General features: G+C 66.6%; 14 protein-coding genes and 1 tRNA gene. 12 read left to right on the top strand and 3 right to left on the bottom strand.

Annotated elements, in window-relative coordinates; genetic code table 11:
* Window positions 1-11: 11 nt before the first annotated feature.
* Window positions 12-707 (bottom strand): hemerythrin domain-containing protein, encoded by a 696-nt coding sequence (locus IC40_RS0116850; RefSeq protein WP_030135874.1) that lies wholly within the window; start codon window positions 705-707, stop codon window positions 12-14.
* Window positions 708-778: 71 nt separating this feature from the next.
* On the opposite strand from IC40_RS0116850, the gene pgm reads away from it, so the two are divergent.
* From pgm to IC40_RS0116835, 3 genes are all read left to right on the top strand, one after another.
* The gene (gene pgm, locus IC40_RS0116845; protein WP_030135873.1) at window positions 779-2,413 is read left to right on the top strand and encodes a phosphoglucomutase (alpha-D-glucose-1,6-bisphosphate-dependent); all 1,635 of its coding nucleotides are present in this window, start codon (window positions 779-781) and stop codon (window positions 2,411-2,413) included.
* Complete coding sequence (locus tag IC40_RS0116840) at window positions 2,410-3,678, top strand: MFS transporter (RefSeq protein WP_030135872.1); 1,269 nt, start codon at window positions 2,410-2,412, stop codon at window positions 3,676-3,678. Before pgm ends, IC40_RS0116840 begins: the two co-directional genes overlap by 4 nt.
* 56 nt (window positions 3,679-3,734) lie before the next feature.
* Window positions 3,735-3,807 (top strand) — tRNA-Ala (locus IC40_RS0116835).
* Between the two features lie 124 nt (window positions 3,808-3,931).
* Here the strand turns inward: IC40_RS0116835 and IC40_RS0116830 are convergent.
* Complete coding sequence (locus IC40_RS0116830; protein ID WP_036462954.1) at window positions 3,932-4,585, bottom strand: TetR/AcrR family transcriptional regulator; 654 nt, start codon at window positions 4,583-4,585, stop codon at window positions 3,932-3,934.
* A 202-nt stretch (window positions 4,586-4,787) separates the two neighbouring features.
* On the opposite strand from IC40_RS0116830, the gene IC40_RS0116825 reads away from it, so the two are divergent.
* Genes IC40_RS0116825 through IC40_RS0116810 form a run of 4 tightly spaced genes read left to right on the top strand, consistent with a single transcriptional unit; the run spans window position 4,788 to window position 8,918 of the window.
* Window positions 4,788-5,210 carry an MmpS family transport accessory protein gene (locus IC40_RS0116825; protein WP_030135870.1) on the top strand — a complete coding sequence of 141 codons (423 nt, stop codon included), beginning with the start codon at window positions 4,788-4,790 and terminating at the stop codon, window positions 5,208-5,210.
* Entirely contained in the window at window positions 5,207-8,110 is a 2,904-nt protein-coding gene (locus IC40_RS0116820) for an MMPL/RND family transporter (RefSeq protein WP_030135869.1), read from the top strand. The genes IC40_RS0116825 and IC40_RS0116820 overlap by 4 nt, the downstream gene beginning before the upstream one ends.
* Window positions 8,107-8,445, top strand: coding sequence for a DUF732 domain-containing protein (locus tag IC40_RS0116815; RefSeq protein ID WP_030135868.1), 339 nt, complete (start codon window positions 8,107-8,109; stop codon window positions 8,443-8,445). The genes IC40_RS0116820 and IC40_RS0116815 overlap by 4 nt, the downstream gene beginning before the upstream one ends.
* A 38-nt stretch (window positions 8,446-8,483) precedes the next feature.
* The gene (locus IC40_RS0116810) at window positions 8,484-8,918 is read left to right on the top strand and encodes a DUF5078 domain-containing protein (protein ID WP_042509639.1); all 435 of its coding nucleotides are present in this window, start codon (window positions 8,484-8,486) and stop codon (window positions 8,916-8,918) included.
* A gap of 53 nt (window positions 8,919-8,971) precedes the next feature.
* On the opposite strand, the gene IC40_RS0116805 is transcribed toward IC40_RS0116810, so the two are convergent.
* Window positions 8,972-9,613 carry a TetR/AcrR family transcriptional regulator gene (locus IC40_RS0116805; RefSeq protein WP_030135866.1) on the bottom strand — a complete coding sequence of 214 codons (642 nt, stop codon included), beginning with the start codon at window positions 9,611-9,613 and terminating at the stop codon, window positions 8,972-8,974.
* A 70-nt stretch (window positions 9,614-9,683) separates the two neighbouring features.
* Between IC40_RS0116805 and IC40_RS0116800 the strand changes: the two genes are divergently transcribed.
* From IC40_RS0116800 to IC40_RS0116780, 5 genes are all read left to right on the top strand, one after another.
* Window positions 9,684-10,898 carry an oxygenase MpaB family protein gene (locus IC40_RS0116800; RefSeq protein ID WP_030135865.1) on the top strand — a complete coding sequence of 405 codons (1,215 nt, stop codon included), beginning with the start codon at window positions 9,684-9,686 and terminating at the stop codon, window positions 10,896-10,898.
* Between the two features lie 213 nt (window positions 10,899-11,111).
* Complete coding sequence (gene panD / locus IC40_RS0116795) at window positions 11,112-11,519, top strand: aspartate 1-decarboxylase (protein ID WP_030135864.1); 408 nt, start codon at window positions 11,112-11,114, stop codon at window positions 11,517-11,519.
* On the top strand, window positions 11,519-12,856 hold the full coding sequence (locus tag IC40_RS0116790) for a lysine N(6)-hydroxylase/L-ornithine N(5)-oxygenase family protein (protein ID WP_030135863.1): 1,338 nt from the start codon (window positions 11,519-11,521) through the stop codon (window positions 12,854-12,856). Before panD ends, IC40_RS0116790 begins: the two co-directional genes overlap by 1 nt.
* A gap of 134 nt (window positions 12,857-12,990) precedes the next feature.
* Complete coding sequence (locus tag IC40_RS0116785) at window positions 12,991-14,733, top strand: ABC transporter ATP-binding protein (RefSeq protein WP_042509537.1); 1,743 nt, start codon at window positions 12,991-12,993, stop codon at window positions 14,731-14,733.
* On the top strand, window positions 14,730-16,493 hold the full coding sequence (locus IC40_RS0116780) for an ABC transporter ATP-binding protein (protein WP_030135861.1): 1,764 nt from the start codon (window positions 14,730-14,732) through the stop codon (window positions 16,491-16,493). Before IC40_RS0116785 ends, IC40_RS0116780 begins: the two co-directional genes overlap by 4 nt.
* The last annotated feature ends 20 nt before the right edge of the window (window positions 16,494-16,513 follow it).

The following is a 16,513-nucleotide window of genomic DNA, read 5'->3' as shown; positions in this document are numbered from 1 at the left end:
GGCGTCGCGACTCAGCCGAAGACGGTGCGCTCGAACCGGTTGTGCCGCCAGGTCAGAAACCGCAGCAGCAGCATCAGCGGGGCGGGCAGCTCGGCGGCGATGGTGGCGCGCTCGGCGTCGGTGGCGACCGCCAACACCCGCGGCCCCTCGAAGGACAACCGGCCGGTCTTGCGGGCCGCGGTCTCCACGGCCTGCCAATCCGCCACCGAGACGTGCCTGCGGATCACCGGGAACAGCTCGCGCTCCTCGTCGGCGATATGGGCGTGCAGCAACCGGTGCAGATCGGCCAGCCCGGCGGCCAGCGGGCGGGCCAGCTCGGCATCCCCGGAGCGGGCGAACGCCGTCGCGACCGTGCGCAGCCGGTCCAGTCGGGGATCGAGGGTGGCGTGATCATCGGTGAGCTCGGTCAGGTCGACCAGCCCGGCCGCCGAGGACTCGATGATCGGCCACAGCACATCGTCTTCCATGGTGTGGTGGTGATGGATCGACTCGCACATCAACGCGACGTAGCGGGTGATGGCGCGAGCCCGGCTGACACTGCACGGGGTGCGGCGCTGGGCGATGGCGGTGGTCAGCTCGGCGAGCCGGCCGATATCGGTGACCATCGCGCGGTGGGCGAGCAGGATCCCGCTGAGGTCGGGCTCGACGGCGGAGAGTTGGGCTTTTTGTTCGGAGCTGTTCATGGCGATCACCTTGTCGGTGTCCACTTGCGGAGAACTTGTGACGGGCTTGCGAGTACGGGGAGACACACGCCCCGCGGGTAGGCAAGGATGGACCCATGGTGGCCAATCCGCGAGCCGGGCAGCCGGCACAGCCAGAAGATCTCGTCGACCTGCCGCATCTGGTCACCGCGTATTACACCGTGGCACCCGATCCCGATGATGTCGCCCAACAGGTGGTGTTCGGCACGTCGGGACACCGCGGTTCGGCACTCGACGGTGCGTTCAACGAGCCGCACATCTTGGCGACCACACAGGCCATCGTCGAGTACCGCGCCGCGCAGGGCACCACCGGACCGTTGTTCATCGGCCGCGACACCCACGCGCTGAGCGAGCCGGCCTGGGTGTCGGCGCTGGAGGTGTTGGCCGGCAACGAGGTGGTCGCCATGATCGACGCCGCCGACCGCTACACCCCGACTCCGGCCGTCAGCCATGCCATCCTGACGTTCAACCGCGGCAGAGATGCCGACCTGGCCGACGGGATCGTCGTCACCCCGTCGCACAACCCGCCCCGCGACGGCGGCTTCAAGTACAACCCGCCCAACGGTGGGCCCGCCGACAGCGATGCCACCTCGGTGATCGCCAAGCGCGCCAACGAGATCCTGCGCGGCGGTCTCAAAGATGTGCGGCGTGTCCCGCTGGCGCGGGCCCTGCAGATCGCACAGCGCCACGACTACCTGAACGCCTACGTCGCGGATCTGCCCAATGTGGTGAACCTGCACGCGATCCGCGCCGAGGGTGTGCGGATCGGGGCCGACCCGCTGGGCGGGGCCAGCGTCGACTATTGGGCGGCGATCGCCGAGACCCACAAGCTGGACCTGACGGTGGTCAACCCGCTGGTCGACGCGACGTGGCGGTTCATGACGCTGGACACCGACGGCAAGATCCGGATGGACTGCAGCTCACCGAACGCCATGGCCTCGCTGATCGCCAACCGGGACAGCTATCAGATCGCGACGGGTAACGACGCCGACTCCGACCGGCACGGCATCGTCACCCCCGACGGCGGGCTGATGAACCCCAACCACTATCTGGCCGTGGCCATCGACTACCTCTACGCCCACCGGACCGGTTGGTCGCCGGACACCGCGGTCGGCAAGACCGCGGTGAGCAGTTCGATCATCGACCGGGTGGTCGGCGGGCTGGGCCGCACGCTGGTCGAGGTGCCGGTCGGCTTCAAATGGTTCGTCGACGGATTGGTCACCGGCACAATCGGTTTCGGTGGCGAAGAGAGCGCCGGCGCGTCCTTCCTGCGCACCGACGGGACGACCTGGACCACCGACAAGGACGGCATCATCCTGGCGCTGCTGGCCTCGGAGATCTTGGCGGTCACCGGGTCGACGCCGTCGCAGCGCTACGCCGAACTCGCCGAGCGGTACGGTGCGCCGACCTATGCGCGCATCGACGCCCCCGCCGACCGGGAGCAGAAGGCGCGGCTGGCCAAACTGTCGGCCGATCAGGTCACCGCCACCGAGCTCGCCGGTGAGCCGATCACCGCCAAGCTCACCGCGGCGCCGGGCAACGGGGCCGCGCTGGGCGGGTTGAAGGTGACCACCGAGAACGCGTGGTTCGCCGCGCGGCCGTCGGGCACCGAGGACGTCTACAAGATCTACGCCGAGTCGTTCAAGGGCCCCGAGCACCTGGCGGAGGTGCAGGAGGCCGCCAAGTCGGTGGTCAATACAGTCATCGGGTGAGCTCTCGAACGGAGGACGACTGTCAGACCGGACCCAAGCCGCGGTTGCCGCGGGAGGTCTGGATACTGGCCGCTGCGAACTTCGTGGTCGCCCTCGGCTACGGGGTGGTGGCCCCGGTCCTGCCGCAGTACGCCCGGCACTTCGGTGTCAGCATCGCCGCGGCCACCTTCGTCATCACCGCGTTCGCGATCATGCGGCTGGCCGGCGCGCCACCCGCGGGATTCCTGGTGCAGCGGCTGGGGGAGCGACGCGTCTACATCAGCGGGCTGATCATCGTCGCGCTGTCCACCGGCGCCTGTGCGCTGGCCGACACGTACTGGCAGTTGCTGCTGTTCCGATCGCTCGGCGGGGTCGGGTCGGCGATGTTCACGGTGTCCTCGCTGGGGTTGATGATCAGGATCTCGCCCCCCGACGCCCGAGGACGGGTCTCCGGGCTCTTCTCGTCGGGGTTCATGATCGGCTCGGTGGGCGGCCCGATCCTCGGTGCGCTGACCGCCGGCCTGGGCCTGTCGGCGCCGTTCCTGATCTACGGTGCCGCCCTGCTGGTGGCCGCGGCTGTCGTGTTCGTCAGCCTGCGCAACTCGGCGGTGATCGCCTCTTCCGATGGCGACGACGGCCCGCCGGTGCCGTTCCGAACGGTATTCGCCCATCGGGCCTACAAGGCGGCGCTGCTGTCCAATTTCGCGACCGGCTGGGCCTCGTTCGGATTGCGGGTGGCGCTGGTCCCGCTGTTCGTCGTGGAGGTGTTGGGCGGCAGCCCTGGCGTGGCCGGGCTGGCGCTCACCGCGTTCGCGGTCGGCAACATCTCCGTCGTCATCCCCAGCGGGTATCTGTCGGACCGGCTGGGGCGGCGCACGCTGCTGATCGTCGGGCTGACACTGGCGGCGTTGTCCACCGGGGCGGTCGGGTTCACCACCTCGCTGCCGGTGTTCCTGGTGGCCGCCTATATCGCGGGTGCGGCGACGGGCATCTTCGTCTCGCCGCAGCAGGCCGCCGTCGCCGATGTGGTGGGCAGCAGGTCGCGGGGCGGGACGGCGGTGGCGACGTTCCAGATGATGGCCGATGTCGGGTCGATCGGCGGCTCGCTGCTGGTCGGGTTGATCGCCCAGTACCTGTCGTTTTCCTGGGCTTTCGTCATCAGCGGGGCGATCATGCTGCTGGCCGCGCTGGCCTGGGTTTTCGCCCCCGAAACCCACCGGCGGCCGCCCGCCGGGCACACGCCGGCCCGTCCATTGGGCCCAGAGGCCGGTGGTGAGGTGCCCTGACCAGGCGTTTTGAACCTCTGCGGGGCTGTGGTGTACGTTTCTACAGCACAACAAACGGGGCTATGGCGCAGTTGGTAGCGCACCACACTGGCAGTGTGGGGGTCAGGGGTTCGAATCCCCTTAGCTCCACGTTCGAGAAGGTCCCAGGCATCCCGCCTGGGGCCTTTTCTCGTCTTATCGCCACGCCGAGTGTGAATCCTCTGCGGCGAATGGCGCCGATCTCCGACGACGATTCACATTCGACGGGTTTGCCTCAGCTCGCCGGATCCCAGCCGTGCATCGCCTCGTGCATCTGTTCCTCGTTCAGTGGTTCCACACCGAGGGGTTTGATATCGGGCCGGTTACGCATGCCCTCCAGCAGCAGGGCGACATAGCGCCGCCACAAATCGGGATCCACATCGCCCGCCCACTCGCTCACGGTGCCGGCGAGCAGGCCCATGATCGGCGTGTCGGGGTGTTGGATATCGGGTCGCAGGTAGCCGTCGCGGCGGGCTCGTTCCACGAGTTGGTAGACCCGCGGCACCAGCTCCTCGCGGGCGCAGTCGACGCGGTCACCGCCGTAGGCGCGGCTGTAGATCATCTGTCGCAGGCCGCGGTCGGTGGCGGCGAGCTCGCATTGCCGTTCGATGAACCAGACGAACCCCTCCCACGAATTCTCGTGCTGCAGAGCCTTGTCGGCCAACTCGACGACCTCGGCGATACCGTCTTCGAAGATCGCCTCGACGAGATCCTCTTTGGTCGCGAAGCGGCGGTAGACCGTACCGACGCCAACGCCCGCGTGGTGGGCGACATCGTTGAGGGTGGCTTCCATGCCCTTGATTGCGAACAGTTCGCGCGCGGCCGTCAGCACACGCTGTCTGTTGCGCTCGGCGTCCTTGCGCAGGCCGCGGCATGGTTTGTCAATCACGTGACCCACTTTAGTGATGAGGCTTACCGTTGGCCAGAAACGGATTGACTCTATCCACTTCGGAAGCTTAGATTCTCTCAGGATCGCTCGCCGCCCATCGTCGCGCGGTAACACCTGATGGAAAGGCTTGATCAGTCGTGGGGATTTCAGGATCGGTGAACGCGTTGCGCAGCAGCGGTTCCGGTACGCCTCGAGCCGGCCGGTGAACGTCGTCAAACGGGTCTGGCTACCCGTCCTGATCGTCGGCGCGATCGTGATTGGCGGTCTGACCGTCTCGCAACTGCGTTCGGTATTCGGTTCCGACGGCGCCATCGTCACCCCGATCGACGCCGACACCGCCGAGAACTTCAACCCGAAGGTCGTGAAATACGAGATCTTCGGCACCGGTTCCTACGCCAAGATCAACTACGCCGATCTGGACGGGAAGCCCCAGCGCACAGGCGAAGTCAGCCTGCCCTGGACCCTGACCCTCGAAACCACGCTGCCCTCGGTGATGCCCAACATCATGGCCCAGGGCGACGGTTCCTCCATCAGCTGCCGCGTCACCGTCGACGACGAGGTCAAAGACGAAAGGACGGCTGAAGGTATGAACGCCGCCACCTACTGCCTGGTGAAGGCCGCATGAGCACCTCCCTGGACGATGCGCCGACCGGCCCCATCCCGCCCGCCCGCCACGCCGCCGCCAGCCGGCCCAAGCTGCCGCGCTTCATCCGCGCCTTCGCCGTGCCGATCGTGCTCATCTGGATCGCCATCGTCGCGATCCTGAACACCGTCGTCCCGCAGCTCGAAGAGGTCGGCAAGCTCCGCGCGGTCTCGATGAGCCCGAACGATGCGCCCGCGCTGATCGCCACCAAGCATGTCGGCGAGAAATTCCAGGAGTACGACACCTCCAGCTCGGTGATGATCGTGCTCGAAGGCGACCAACCTCTCGGCGCCGATGCGCATGCCTTCTACGACGAGATCGTCCGAAAGCTCAACGCCGACACCAAACACGTCCAGCACGTCCAGGACTTCTGGGGCGACAGCCTGACCGCGGCCGGTGCGCAGAGCATCGACGGCAAGGCCGCCTATGTGCAGGTGTACATCGCCGGTGACCAGGGCGAGGCGCTGGCCAACGAGTCGGTGCAGACGGTGCGCGACCTCGTAGAAAGTACGCCAGCACCTTCCGGAGTCGCGGCATATGTCACCGGTCCCGCAGCGCTGACCACCGATCAGAACATCGTCGGTGACGCCAGCATGAAAACCATCGAGAGCGTGACGATCGGCATCATCATCGTGATGCTGTTGATCATCTACCGGTCGGTCGTCACGACGGTGGTGATCATGTCGATGGTCTTCGTCGGCCTGCTGTCCGCGCGCGGAATCGTCTCGTTCCTCGGCTTTTACGAGGTGTTCGGCCTGACGACGTTCGCCACCAGCATGGTGGTGACGCTGGCCATCGCCGCGGCCACCGACTACGCGATCTTCCTGATAGGGCGATATCAGGAGGCGCGCCGGTCGGGACTGGACCGCGAAGACGCCTACTACGACATGTTCCACGGCACGGCACACGTGGTGCTGGCCTCGGGTATGACGATCGCCGGCGCCACCTTGTGCCTGCACTTCACCCGACTGCCCTACTTCCAGAGCATGGGCTTCCCGCTGGCCGTCGGCATGACGATCGTGGTGGCCGCCGCGCTGACGATGGGGCCCGCGCTGATCTCGATCGTGACGCGGTTCGGCAAGGTGCTGGAGCCCAAGGGCACTGGGCGGGCGCGTGGTTGGCGCAAGCTCGGCACCGCCACGGTGCGCTGGCCCGGCGCGATCCTGGTCGGTGCGATGGTGCTGTGCCTGATCGGCCTGCTGACCCTGCCCGGCTACCACACCACCTACAACGACCGGATCTATCTGCCCGACACCGTGCCCGCCAACGTCGGCTATGCCGCCGCGGACCGGCATTTCTCAGACGCCAAGATGAATCCCGATCTGGTGATGGTCGAGGCCGACCACGATCTGCGTAATCCGGCGGACTTCCTGGTGATCGACAAGATCGCCAAGGCGTTGATCAAGGTGCACGGTATCGCCTCGGTCACCACCATCACCCGGCCCGACGGCAAGCCGATCAAGCATTCGACGCTGGCCTACACCGTGTCCCAGAGCGGCAACGGCCAGATCATGAACAACGACTTCCAGCAGACGGTGCTGGACAACACGTTGCAGCAGGCCAACGACCTGCAGGTGAGCATCGACTCGATGGAAACCATGTACAGCGTCACGCTGCAACTCGCCGAGGTGACCCGGCGGATGGCGGACAAGATGTCCGACACCTCGGACAATCTCAACGAGGTGCGTGATCACCTGGCCGACTTCGACGATCAGTTCCGGCCGCTGCGCAACTACTTCTACTGGGAACCGCACTGCTTCAACATCCCGCTGTGCTGGTCGATGCGGTCGGTGTTCGACAGCCTGGACGGCATCAGCACCATGAGTGACGATTTCACCGAAATCGTCCCCGATCTGCAGGAGATGGCTCGGCTCACGCCACAGATGGCTGCGGTACTGCCGGCACAGATCCAGACGCTGAAGAACCAGAAGCAGATCATGCTGAACCAGTACCAGGCGCAGCGCATGCAGCAGGACCAGAACATGGCCAACCTGGACGACAACACCGCGATGGGGGAGGCCTTCGATGCCGCCCGCAACGACGACACGTTCTACCTGCCGCCCGAGGCCTTCGAGACCGCGGACTTCCAGCGCGGTATGAAGCTGATGATGTCGCCGGACGGAAAGGCCGTGCGCTTCACGGTCTTCCATCAGGGTGATCCGCTGACCGAGGACGGTACCGAGCGCATCGATCCGATGCGGGTCGCCGTCGCCGACGCCATCAAGGGCACCCCGCTGGAGGGATCGACCATCTTCGTCGGCGGTAGCGCCGCGATGTACAAGGACATGCAGCAGGGCGCCGACTACGACCTGTTGATCGCCGCGGTCGCCTCACTGATCCTGATCTTCCTGATCATGGTGATCCTGACCCGGGCCGTCGCGGCGGCCGCCGTCATCGTCGGCACCGTCGTGCTCAGTCTCGGTTCCGCGTTCGGCCTTTCGGTCCTGGTGTGGCAACACATCGTCGGTATCCCGTTGGGCTGGATGGTGCTACCGATGTCGGTGATCGTGCTGCTGGCCGTCGGTGCGGACTACAACCTGCTGCTCGTCTCCCGCATGAAGGAAGAGGTGCACGCCGGTATCCACACCGGGATCATCCGGTCCATGGCCGGCACCGGATCCGTGGTGACCGCAGCCGGATTCGTGTTCGCCTTCACCATGATCGGCATGCTGGTGTCCGACATGATCGTGATCGGCCAGGTGGGCAGCACCATCGGGTTGGGTCTGCTCTTCGACACCCTGATCGTGCGGTCGTTGATGACACCGTCGATCGCCGCGCTGATGGGTCGGTGGTTCTGGTGGCCGCTGCAGGTGCGGCCACGCCCCAAGCCGCAGCCGTGGCCGAAACCGTTGCAGCGCAGCCCGGAAGAGGTGCTCTCATGAGACGATTCGTGATCGCGGCGGCCGCGGCGGTGACGATGGTGCTGCCGATCGGGACCGCCACCGCGGTCGCCGACCGCGACACCGACTTCGCCAACGAACTGCACGGATTCGGGATCTACGGCCAGCGGGACTTCAACGCCTGGATGGCCAAGATCAGCTGCAAGCGGTTCGACACCGGAGTCGACGCCACCGCAACGGATTCCGCGGAGTTCCTGGCGCAGAACCTGGCTCGTACGAACAGCACCGAGCAGGTGTACCAGTTCCTCGGTACCGCACTGCGGATGTACTGCCCGGTGCACCTGGACAAGTTGACGGCGAATCAGGAGCAGCCATGAACATTCACACCCACAACCGGCCCGTGCGGGCCGCGCTCATGGCGATCGTCGCCGCGCTGTCGGCGGCGCTGCTCGGCTCGCCGTCGGCCCAGGCCGATGCCACCGACGAGTACCCGATCCCGAGTAAGCAGATCGAAACCCAGTGCGACGCAGAGCAGTATCTGGCCGCCGCCCGGGACACCAGTCCCATCTACTTCGAGCGGTACATGCTGGACAAGAGCAATCGCCCGCTCGATGTCCAGCAGATGGCGGTCGACCGGATCCACTGGTTCTACTCGCTGGATGCCGCGGGCCGGCGGCAGTACTCCGAGGACACCGCCACCAACATCTACTACGAGCAGGTGGCCACCCGGTGGGGCAACTGGGCCAAGATCTTCTTCAACAACAAGGGTGTGGTGGCCAAGGCGGCCGCGGTCTGCATGAACTACCCGCGCGGTGACATGTCCGTGTGGGCCTGGCCCGTCGCGCGCTGACCCGACGATTTCGGCGCGCTCGTGCTCGCTCAGCGATCGTCAGCGCGCCGAAATCACTGGGTGGGGGAGTGCGCGAGCCCGCGGAAGTAGGCCACGCACATGTCGGCGGCGATCCCCGCCAATTCGGCGGGGGCCAACACCGGGTCGCGCAGCCAGTCCTCGATGAGTTGGTTGACCCCGCCCACGATGAACAGTGCTCCGCGCCGCAACTCGTTCGGTCCGGGCACCTCACCGTCGAGCACGTCGGGGGCACGCCGAGTCACCTCATCGGTGATCAGGTCCAGGATCTTGCCGCGGTGTTCGGTGAGACCGGGCACGGTGCTGACGTCGCCGGTGGAAATCCGGTGCACATGCGGGTCGGCGGCGATGATCTCCAGGAACGCCGTCAGCGCCGAGCGCAGTTTGTCGGCCAGCGTGCCGGGATCGCCCACGCCGGCGGTCACCATCGCGGCCAACAGCTGATCCCGGACATCATCGGCGACCGCGAAGATCAGCGCCTCGCGATTGTCGAACTGCTCGTAGAAGTACCGCGTGATCAGCCCGGCCTGGGCGCACACCCCGCGGACGGTGACCTCCGCAACCCCGGACTCGCCCCAGAGCCGGCGACCCGCGGCGAGCAGACGGTGACGGCGGTCGGCACGGCGGTCGGCCGCGCTGATCCCGCCGTAATCCCGCTCCACCTTCGCGCGGTTCATTGACAGCACCCTACCCGCGCCCTAAATTCGGACGACGCGTGTAATCCAAAGTGGTGCGAAGGGGAACGAGATGAGCGTGCCGACGCGTCACCCGCAACGTCCGGGGCCGGTGCCCGGCGCCATCCGGCTGCTCGCCGGTCTGCTCGGACTGGGCGAACCTGACCAGGACCAGTGGCGAAGGCTTGGTGAGCGGCTGACGGTCGGTGACGAGGCCGCCGACCGGCTGGTGGAGTGGATGCTGCAGGCCGGCATGGCGGAAACGCGTCCGCTCTTCGAACGTGCGGCGGCTCGCGGGATCGCCGAGATCACGGACGCCCCGGCGCCACTGCGCGAATTCTTCGAGCTCGTCGAGACGGTGCCCGATTGGGTCGACTGGGACCTGGTCCGGCGTGGTGAACGGGCGATGCGCCGCAGCGGTGCCGACGGGATGTACATCGCGCGTGACGTGTCGCTGCTCGGCGGATACCAGTTCTCCGGGTTCAACAAGACCCTGGTGCGCACGGGTGCGCTGGAGAAGGGGTCGAACAAACGATTCGCCGAGACGATGCAATGGGCGATGGATGTCATCTCCGAGAACGGGATGGATCTCGGTGGTGTCGGCTACCGGTCGACCCTGCGTGTTCGGCTGATCCACGCGATGGTGCGACGCCACGTGGCGGCGCTGCCGGACTGGCGCGGCGCGGACTGGGGTCTGCCGATCAACCAGACCGATATGGCGGCCACGTTGGTCGGTGCACTGATCGCGCCCTCTGCGGGCGGGATCGGTATGGGTCTGCTGCTCTCACCGGCGGACTATGCCGGCATTGCGCACCTGACCCGCTATGTCGGCTGGCTCATCGGGGTCGACGACGAGTGGCTACCGCGCGATTACCCCGACGGCATCCGGGTGTTGTTCCACACGTTGACTGCGCTGGCGCAGCCCGACGATTCCACCAGGGCCCTGGCTGTGCCGATGGCCCAGGATCCGATGGGGTGGCATTTCGCGAATCTCAGCGGTATCCGCCGCAGGCTGGCCCGGGCGCAGCACCTGTCGGTGACGAGCGCCTTCCTGGGCCCGCGGGCGATGCGTGCGCTGGGGCTGCCGGCCTACGTGCTGCCGTGGTATCCGGCGTTGCGTCTCCCGGTCAATGTGCTGCGCAGTCTGCGGGTGCTCGCGCGGCCCGAACTCGCCGACGCAGACGCTGCCCGGGGCGAACGGGAACAGAAGGCACTGCTTCGCACGATGATCGGTGACGCTGCGGCCCGGATCGGTGATTCCGCTGCGCACGTGGTGCAGGTCGCCTGATCTCGGGCGTTACTGACGCACGCGAACATTTTCCTGACTGTGGTGTCCCGCCCCGGTGGTACCTACAGGTACCGGTTTCGGGGCGATGGTGAGGCCGCCGGGGGCCGGGGCGGGATGTAGCGTTGTGGTCGATATAAGGGTAGGTTAACCTACGCTTGAACGCAGATCCGTAGGTCTGCGGGGAGTCGAACTCAATAAGTGATGGAGGGACTTGTGTTCCGAACCATGTTGGGGGGCAAGGTGCATCGCGCCACTGTCACCCAAGCTGACCTGCACTACGTCGGTTCGATCACCATCGATCAGGATCTCATGCAAGCGGCCGACATCCTCGACGGCGAACAGGTGGACGTCGTCGATATCACCAACGGAGCGCGTCTGACCACCTATGCAATCACCGGCGCGGCCGGCTCTGGCGTGATCGGAATCAACGGTGCTGCAGCGCATCTGGTGCACCCGGGTGACCTGGTGATCATCCTCACCTACCGCACCGTCGAGGAAAGCAAGCTCGGCGAACACATTCCGCGGGTCGTCCACGTCGACGGTGACAACCGCATCGTCGCGCTGGGTGCCGATCCGTCCGAGCCGGTGCCCGGGGCTGTCGACCAGCTCACGGGAGCCTGATGTCCAGCACCGCCGTGAACGGCAACCGCACCGACGGTGGCCGGCGGGTCCTCGATGTCGTCGGCGTGGGCTTCGGTCCGTCCAACCTGGGCCTGGCCATCGCGATCGAGGAGTTCAACGAACAACGACCCGGCGCCGGGCGGATCACCGCAGAGTTCGTCGAGGCGAAGCCCCGATTCGGTTGGCACACTGGGATGCTCATTCCCGGCACGACCATGCAGATCTCGTTCCTCAAGGATCTCGCCAGTCAGCGCAACGTGCAGAGCCGGTACACGTTCCTGAGCTATGTGACCGATCGCGGGCGTCTCAACGACTTCATCAACCACCAGACCTTCTTCCCGACGCGTCTGGAGTTCCACGATTATCTGGAGTGGGCCGCCGAGCGGGTAGCGGCAACGGTGCGTTACGGCACCAGGGCAGTCGCTGTGCGCGATGAGGGGCCTTGCCTGGCAATCGATGTCGAAGACGTGGAGACGTCGCGGCGAGAGACCCTGCTGGCCAGGACGGTCGTGTTGGCGGGCGGACTCAAGCCGCAACTGCCGCGCGGTGTCACCCAAACTGCGCGGCAATTCCACAACAACGAACTGCTCACCAAGATCAAGGACGTCCCGTCGACCACACACCATCGATTCGTCGTGGTGGGTGCGGGCCAGAGCGCCGCGGAAGTCACCGACTACCTGCATTCCACGTATCCCGACGCGGAAGTTCACGGGGTCTTCGCGAAGTACGGATACAGTCCGGCCGATGACAGTCCCTACGCCAACAGGATCTTCGATCCTGCCGCCGTCGACGACTTCTATTCCGCGGAAACATCTGTGCGCCAACGCTTGATCGACTACCACCGGTCGACCAACTACTCCTGCGTGGACCTTCCGCTGATCGAGGACCTGTACACCAAGGAGTATGCCGAGCGCGTTGCCGGTCGACGACGATTGTTCTTCCGTGGTGCGTCGGAGGTGCGACAGGCCGTCGAGAGTGACACCGGTGTGCAGGTGACGATCGAGCATCTGCCGACCCGCTCGGTCGAGGTGTTGGACTGTGACGCCGTGGTCTACGCAACCGGCTTCATCCCGATGCCGCTTCCCGACATGCTCGGTGAGCTCTACGACCTAGGTCGATTCGGACCAGATCGACCCGAGCTGACCCGCGATTACCGACTCGAGGTCAGCAAGCAGATCTCCGGAGCGATCTACCTGCAAGGTGGTACCGAGCATACGCACGGGCTCAGTTCGTCGTTGCTGTCCAACATCGCGGTACGCAGCGGCGAGATCGTCGACTCCATCGCCGAGCGGGTGGGATTGGTCGAGCGGACCCCCGAACTGGCGGTCGGCCACTGAGCTGTGCAGCGCCGAGCCAGATGGTTTGCGTTGCCGCTGTTCGGCTTTGTTAGTGTCGGGATGTTCGACCGGGCACGCGGCAGGCGCTCCGGAAACCATGCCACCGCCGAGGAGTTTCATTGTCGGGCAATCCTTTGGATGACGCGAGCTCTGATGCCACCGCCGAAAGCGGTGCCGGGCGGACCCGGACCGGGGCAGCCATCCTGCGGCGTACCGTCACCCGTAATGCGCGCCTGCTGACCAGCGGGTCATTGCTGATCTGTGGCCATCAGCTCTGTGAGGCAATGGTTCCGGTACTCATCGGCGTGATCGTCGACCGGGCCGTCAAACCCGGTGATGCCACGCAGCTGGTCATCTGGGTCGGCGTGCTCGCGGCCCTGTTCGCAACGCTGACCTCGTGCTACCGATTCGGCGCTCGGCACTTGATGCGGGCGATCGCCACCGAGGGGCACCGACTGCGCATCGACCTGGCAGCCAGGATTCTGGATCCGCGGCGGCTACGGACCTCGCAGCGCTCCGGTGAACTGTTGTCCATCGCCAGTACCGACGCCGACAATGTCTCGTATCTGCTGGACTACATCCCGCGGATCGCCGGTGCGGTGACCGCGATCGTGGTGTGCGCCACGGTGCTGCTGACCATCGACGTGCCGCTCGGTCTCGCGGTGTTGATCGGCACGCCGGTGATCCTGTTCGCGTTGCAGTTCGGCGGACCGGTGATCACCCGCCGGGTTGCCGAACAGCAGGAGGCCGCCGGTGAGGCGACCGCTATGTCGGCTGATCTGGTTGCCGGACTGCGGCCGTTGCGCGGTATCGGCGCCGAACGGGCCGCGGCCGCGCGCTACCGGACCGTCAGTCGGGATGCACTGCGTGCCAGCATCAGCGCCGCGCGCGCCCAGGGCGTGTACCTCGGCTTCTCCAGCGTGCTGAGCTCGTTGCTGGCGGTCGGGATCGCGGTATTGGCCGGCTGGCTGGCGTTGCGGGGGGACATCACCGTCGGACAGCTCATCACGGTGATCGGACTCGCTCAATTCCTGCTCGAGCCGTTCGGCACCATGGCCGAGGCCCCGAGCTGGGTTGCCGAGGCACGCGCCTCGGCCGAACGCGTCGGCTGGATCGAGGACGCGACGTTCGCTCTGACCCCCGGTGCTGCGGTGCTCGATGGCGCTCCGCCACACGGCATCGCGATCGACCGGGTCGGGTACGGCGGGCTCCGGGATGTGAGCGTGACGGTGGCACCCGGACAGTTCGTCGGGGTGGTCACGACCAGATTGAGTGACGCCGAAGCTCTGGTCGGCGTGTTGTCCGGCCGTGTTGCACGCGAGGAGTACACCGGTGAGATCACGCTCTCGGGTACGCCGTTGGAGGATCTCGCGCTCGACGAGGCGCGCCGTGCCCTGCTGGTCGAACCGCACCGTGCCGACCTGTTCACCGGTTCGGTGCGCAGCAACCTCGGCGGTGAGGGCGATCCGGACGCGCTGGCCCTGGCGCTGCATGCGTCGAATGCCGTCGATGTCGTCGATGCCCATCCCGAGGGCCTCGACCACATCGTGACCGAACGCGGCTCCAGTCTGTCGGGCGGTCAGCGTCAGCGGTTGACATTGGCACGCGCGTTGTTGCGGGCAGCGCCCGTGCTCGTGCTGCACGAACCCACGACGGCGGTCGACGCCGTCACCGAAGCTGCCGTGGCGCAGGGGATCGCGCAGCTGCGCCACGGTCGGCACCCGTCGAACTTCACCACGGTGATCGTGACCTGCAGTCCGGCCCTGTTGGCGGTGACCGACCGCGTCCTCCTCCTCGACGAGGGCCGGGTGACGCTCGAGGGCACCCACGAGGATCTGATGCAGCGTCCGGAGTATCGCGCGGCGGTGCTGCGATGAGCGCGGACATCCTGCCGGTCGCGAGCGGTCGCGCGACGTGGCGGTGGTTGCGCCGCGAACTCCGCGCTCGCCTTGGGGTACTCGTCGGCACGGTGCTGGTCGGCATCCTCGCCGCTGGTGCCGCCATCCTGCCGGTCTACGTGCTCGGCGCGCTCGTCGATCGGATCATCGATGGCTCACCGTCCTCGGTGATCGCGGCCATTGCGGCCGTGCTGATCGCCGCGGCGCTCGTCGGCGGCGCGGCAACCGGTGCATCGAATTATCTGATCGCCCGGCTGGGTTCGGTGATGCTGGCCGATCTGCGCGAGGCGGGTATGGACCGGGCCCTCGACCTGCCGACGACGACGGTGGAGCGCGTCGGACGAGGAGATCTGCTGTCCAGGGTCAGCACGGACGTTGCGACCATTGCCAAGGGTGTCAACGAGGTCATCCCGACGATGTTCTCGGCGCTGATGCTCACCGTGTTGACACTGGCATCGATGCTCGGCGTGGATTGGCGACTGGCCATCGCCGGAGCCTTCTCGATCCCGTTCTACCTGTGGGCGTTGCGCTGGTATCTGCCGCGGTCGGCACCCAGGTATGCCGAGGAGCGGCGGGTCATCGCCGAGCGGTCGCAGGTGCTGATGGAAAGCATGCTCGGCGCGCCCACCGTGCACGCCTACCACGCACACACCACCCATCAGCACGATATCGAGGATGCCTCGGCGCGGGTGCGGGACATCTCGATCGGGGTGTTCACCTTTTTCACCCGGTTCGTCGGGCGCGTCAACGGTTCCGAATTCATCGGGCTGTCCGTCATTTTGGTGACCGGTTACTGGTTGGTCGCAGACGGTGCCGTCACCGTCGGTCAGACAACCGCCGCGGCGTTACTGTTCCATCGACTCTTCAATCCGATCAGCATGCTGCTGTTCACCGCCGACGAGGCGCAATCCGCGGGCGCCAGCCTGGCGAGGTTGGTCGGTCTGGTGAGCATCCCGGCACCACCGGTGGCCGGCGGTGTCGGTGTGCAACCACGCGATACCTCAATGGAGCTGAACAATCTCGAATTCAGCTATGACGAAGAGCATCCCGTCCTGCGCGATGTCAGCCTTCGGTTGGAGCCCGGGCAACGGGTGGCCCTCGTAGGCTCGACCGGTGCCGGTAAATCGACAGTGGCCGGTATCGCGGCCGGGGTACTGCACCCGCAGCGCGGCGGGGTGCGCATCGGGGGTGTACCGCTGGCGGAGATGACCGCCGAGCAGCGTCGTCGGAACGTGGCCATCGTCAGCCAGGACGTCCACGTGTTCGCCGGCCCGCTCGCCGACGATCTGCGGCTCGCCACACCGGATGCCTCCGACGACGAGATCGCGAATGCGCTGCACTCCGTCGGTGCCGGGGAGTGGGTCGCCGCGCTCCCCGACGGTGTGCACACCATCGTCGGTGAGGGCGGGCACCAACTCACCGCCGCCCAGGCCCAGCAGGTTGCGCTGGCGCGGTTGCTGTTGCTCGATCCGGCCGTGGCGATCCTCGACGAGGCGACCGCGGAGGCGGGCAGCCTCGGCGCGCGTGACCTGGAGCGGGCCGCGGCAGCTGTTACCGCCGACCGCACGACGCTCGTCGTGGCGCATCGGTTGACCCAGGCGGCCACCGCCGACCGCATCGTGGTGATGGCGCACGGCTCGATCACCGAGGAGGGTACGCACGACGAACTCGTCGCGGCGCAGGGCAGTTACGCCCGGCTGTGGCAGGCCTGGACGGCTCACCACACGGCACCCGAGTGACCTCGAGCCGAGCATGCCCG

The organism is Mycolicibacterium neoaurum ATCC 25795 (genome assembly GCF_000691525.1).
Classification (GTDB): Bacteria; Actinomycetota; Actinomycetes; order Mycobacteriales; family Mycobacteriaceae; genus Mycobacterium; species Mycobacterium neoaurum.
Note: the sequence above shows the minus strand (reverse complement) of the source record. Positions and strands in the feature narration are given on the sequence as shown.

What these genes read in the sequence shown, in the direction of transcription:
- IC40_RS0116820 (WP_030135869.1), top strand. Translation starts at nt 5,207, where the DNA reads ATGAGCACCTCCCTGGACGATGCGCCGACCGGCCCCATCCCGCCCGCC.
- IC40_RS0116780 (WP_030135861.1), top strand. Translation starts at nt 14,730, where the DNA reads ATGAGCGCGGACATCCTGCCGGTCGCGAGCGGTCGCGCGACGTGGCGG.
- IC40_RS0116815 (WP_030135868.1), top strand. Translation starts at nt 8,107, where the DNA reads ATGAGACGATTCGTGATCGCGGCGGCCGCGGCGGTGACGATGGTGCTG.
- pgm (WP_030135873.1), top strand. Translation starts at nt 779, where the DNA reads ATGGTGGCCAATCCGCGAGCCGGGCAGCCGGCACAGCCAGAAGATCTC.
- IC40_RS0116810 (WP_042509639.1), top strand. Translation starts at nt 8,484, where the DNA reads ATGGCGATCGTCGCCGCGCTGTCGGCGGCGCTGCTCGGCTCGCCGTCG.
- IC40_RS0116805 (WP_030135866.1), bottom strand. Translation starts at nt 9,613, where the DNA reads ATGAACCGCGCGAAGGTGGAGCGGGATTACGGCGGGATCAGCGCGGCC.
- IC40_RS0116800 (WP_030135865.1), top strand. Translation starts at nt 9,684, where the DNA reads ATGAGCGTGCCGACGCGTCACCCGCAACGTCCGGGGCCGGTGCCCGGC.
- IC40_RS0116790 (WP_030135863.1), top strand. Translation starts at nt 11,519, where the DNA reads ATGTCCAGCACCGCCGTGAACGGCAACCGCACCGACGGTGGCCGGCGG.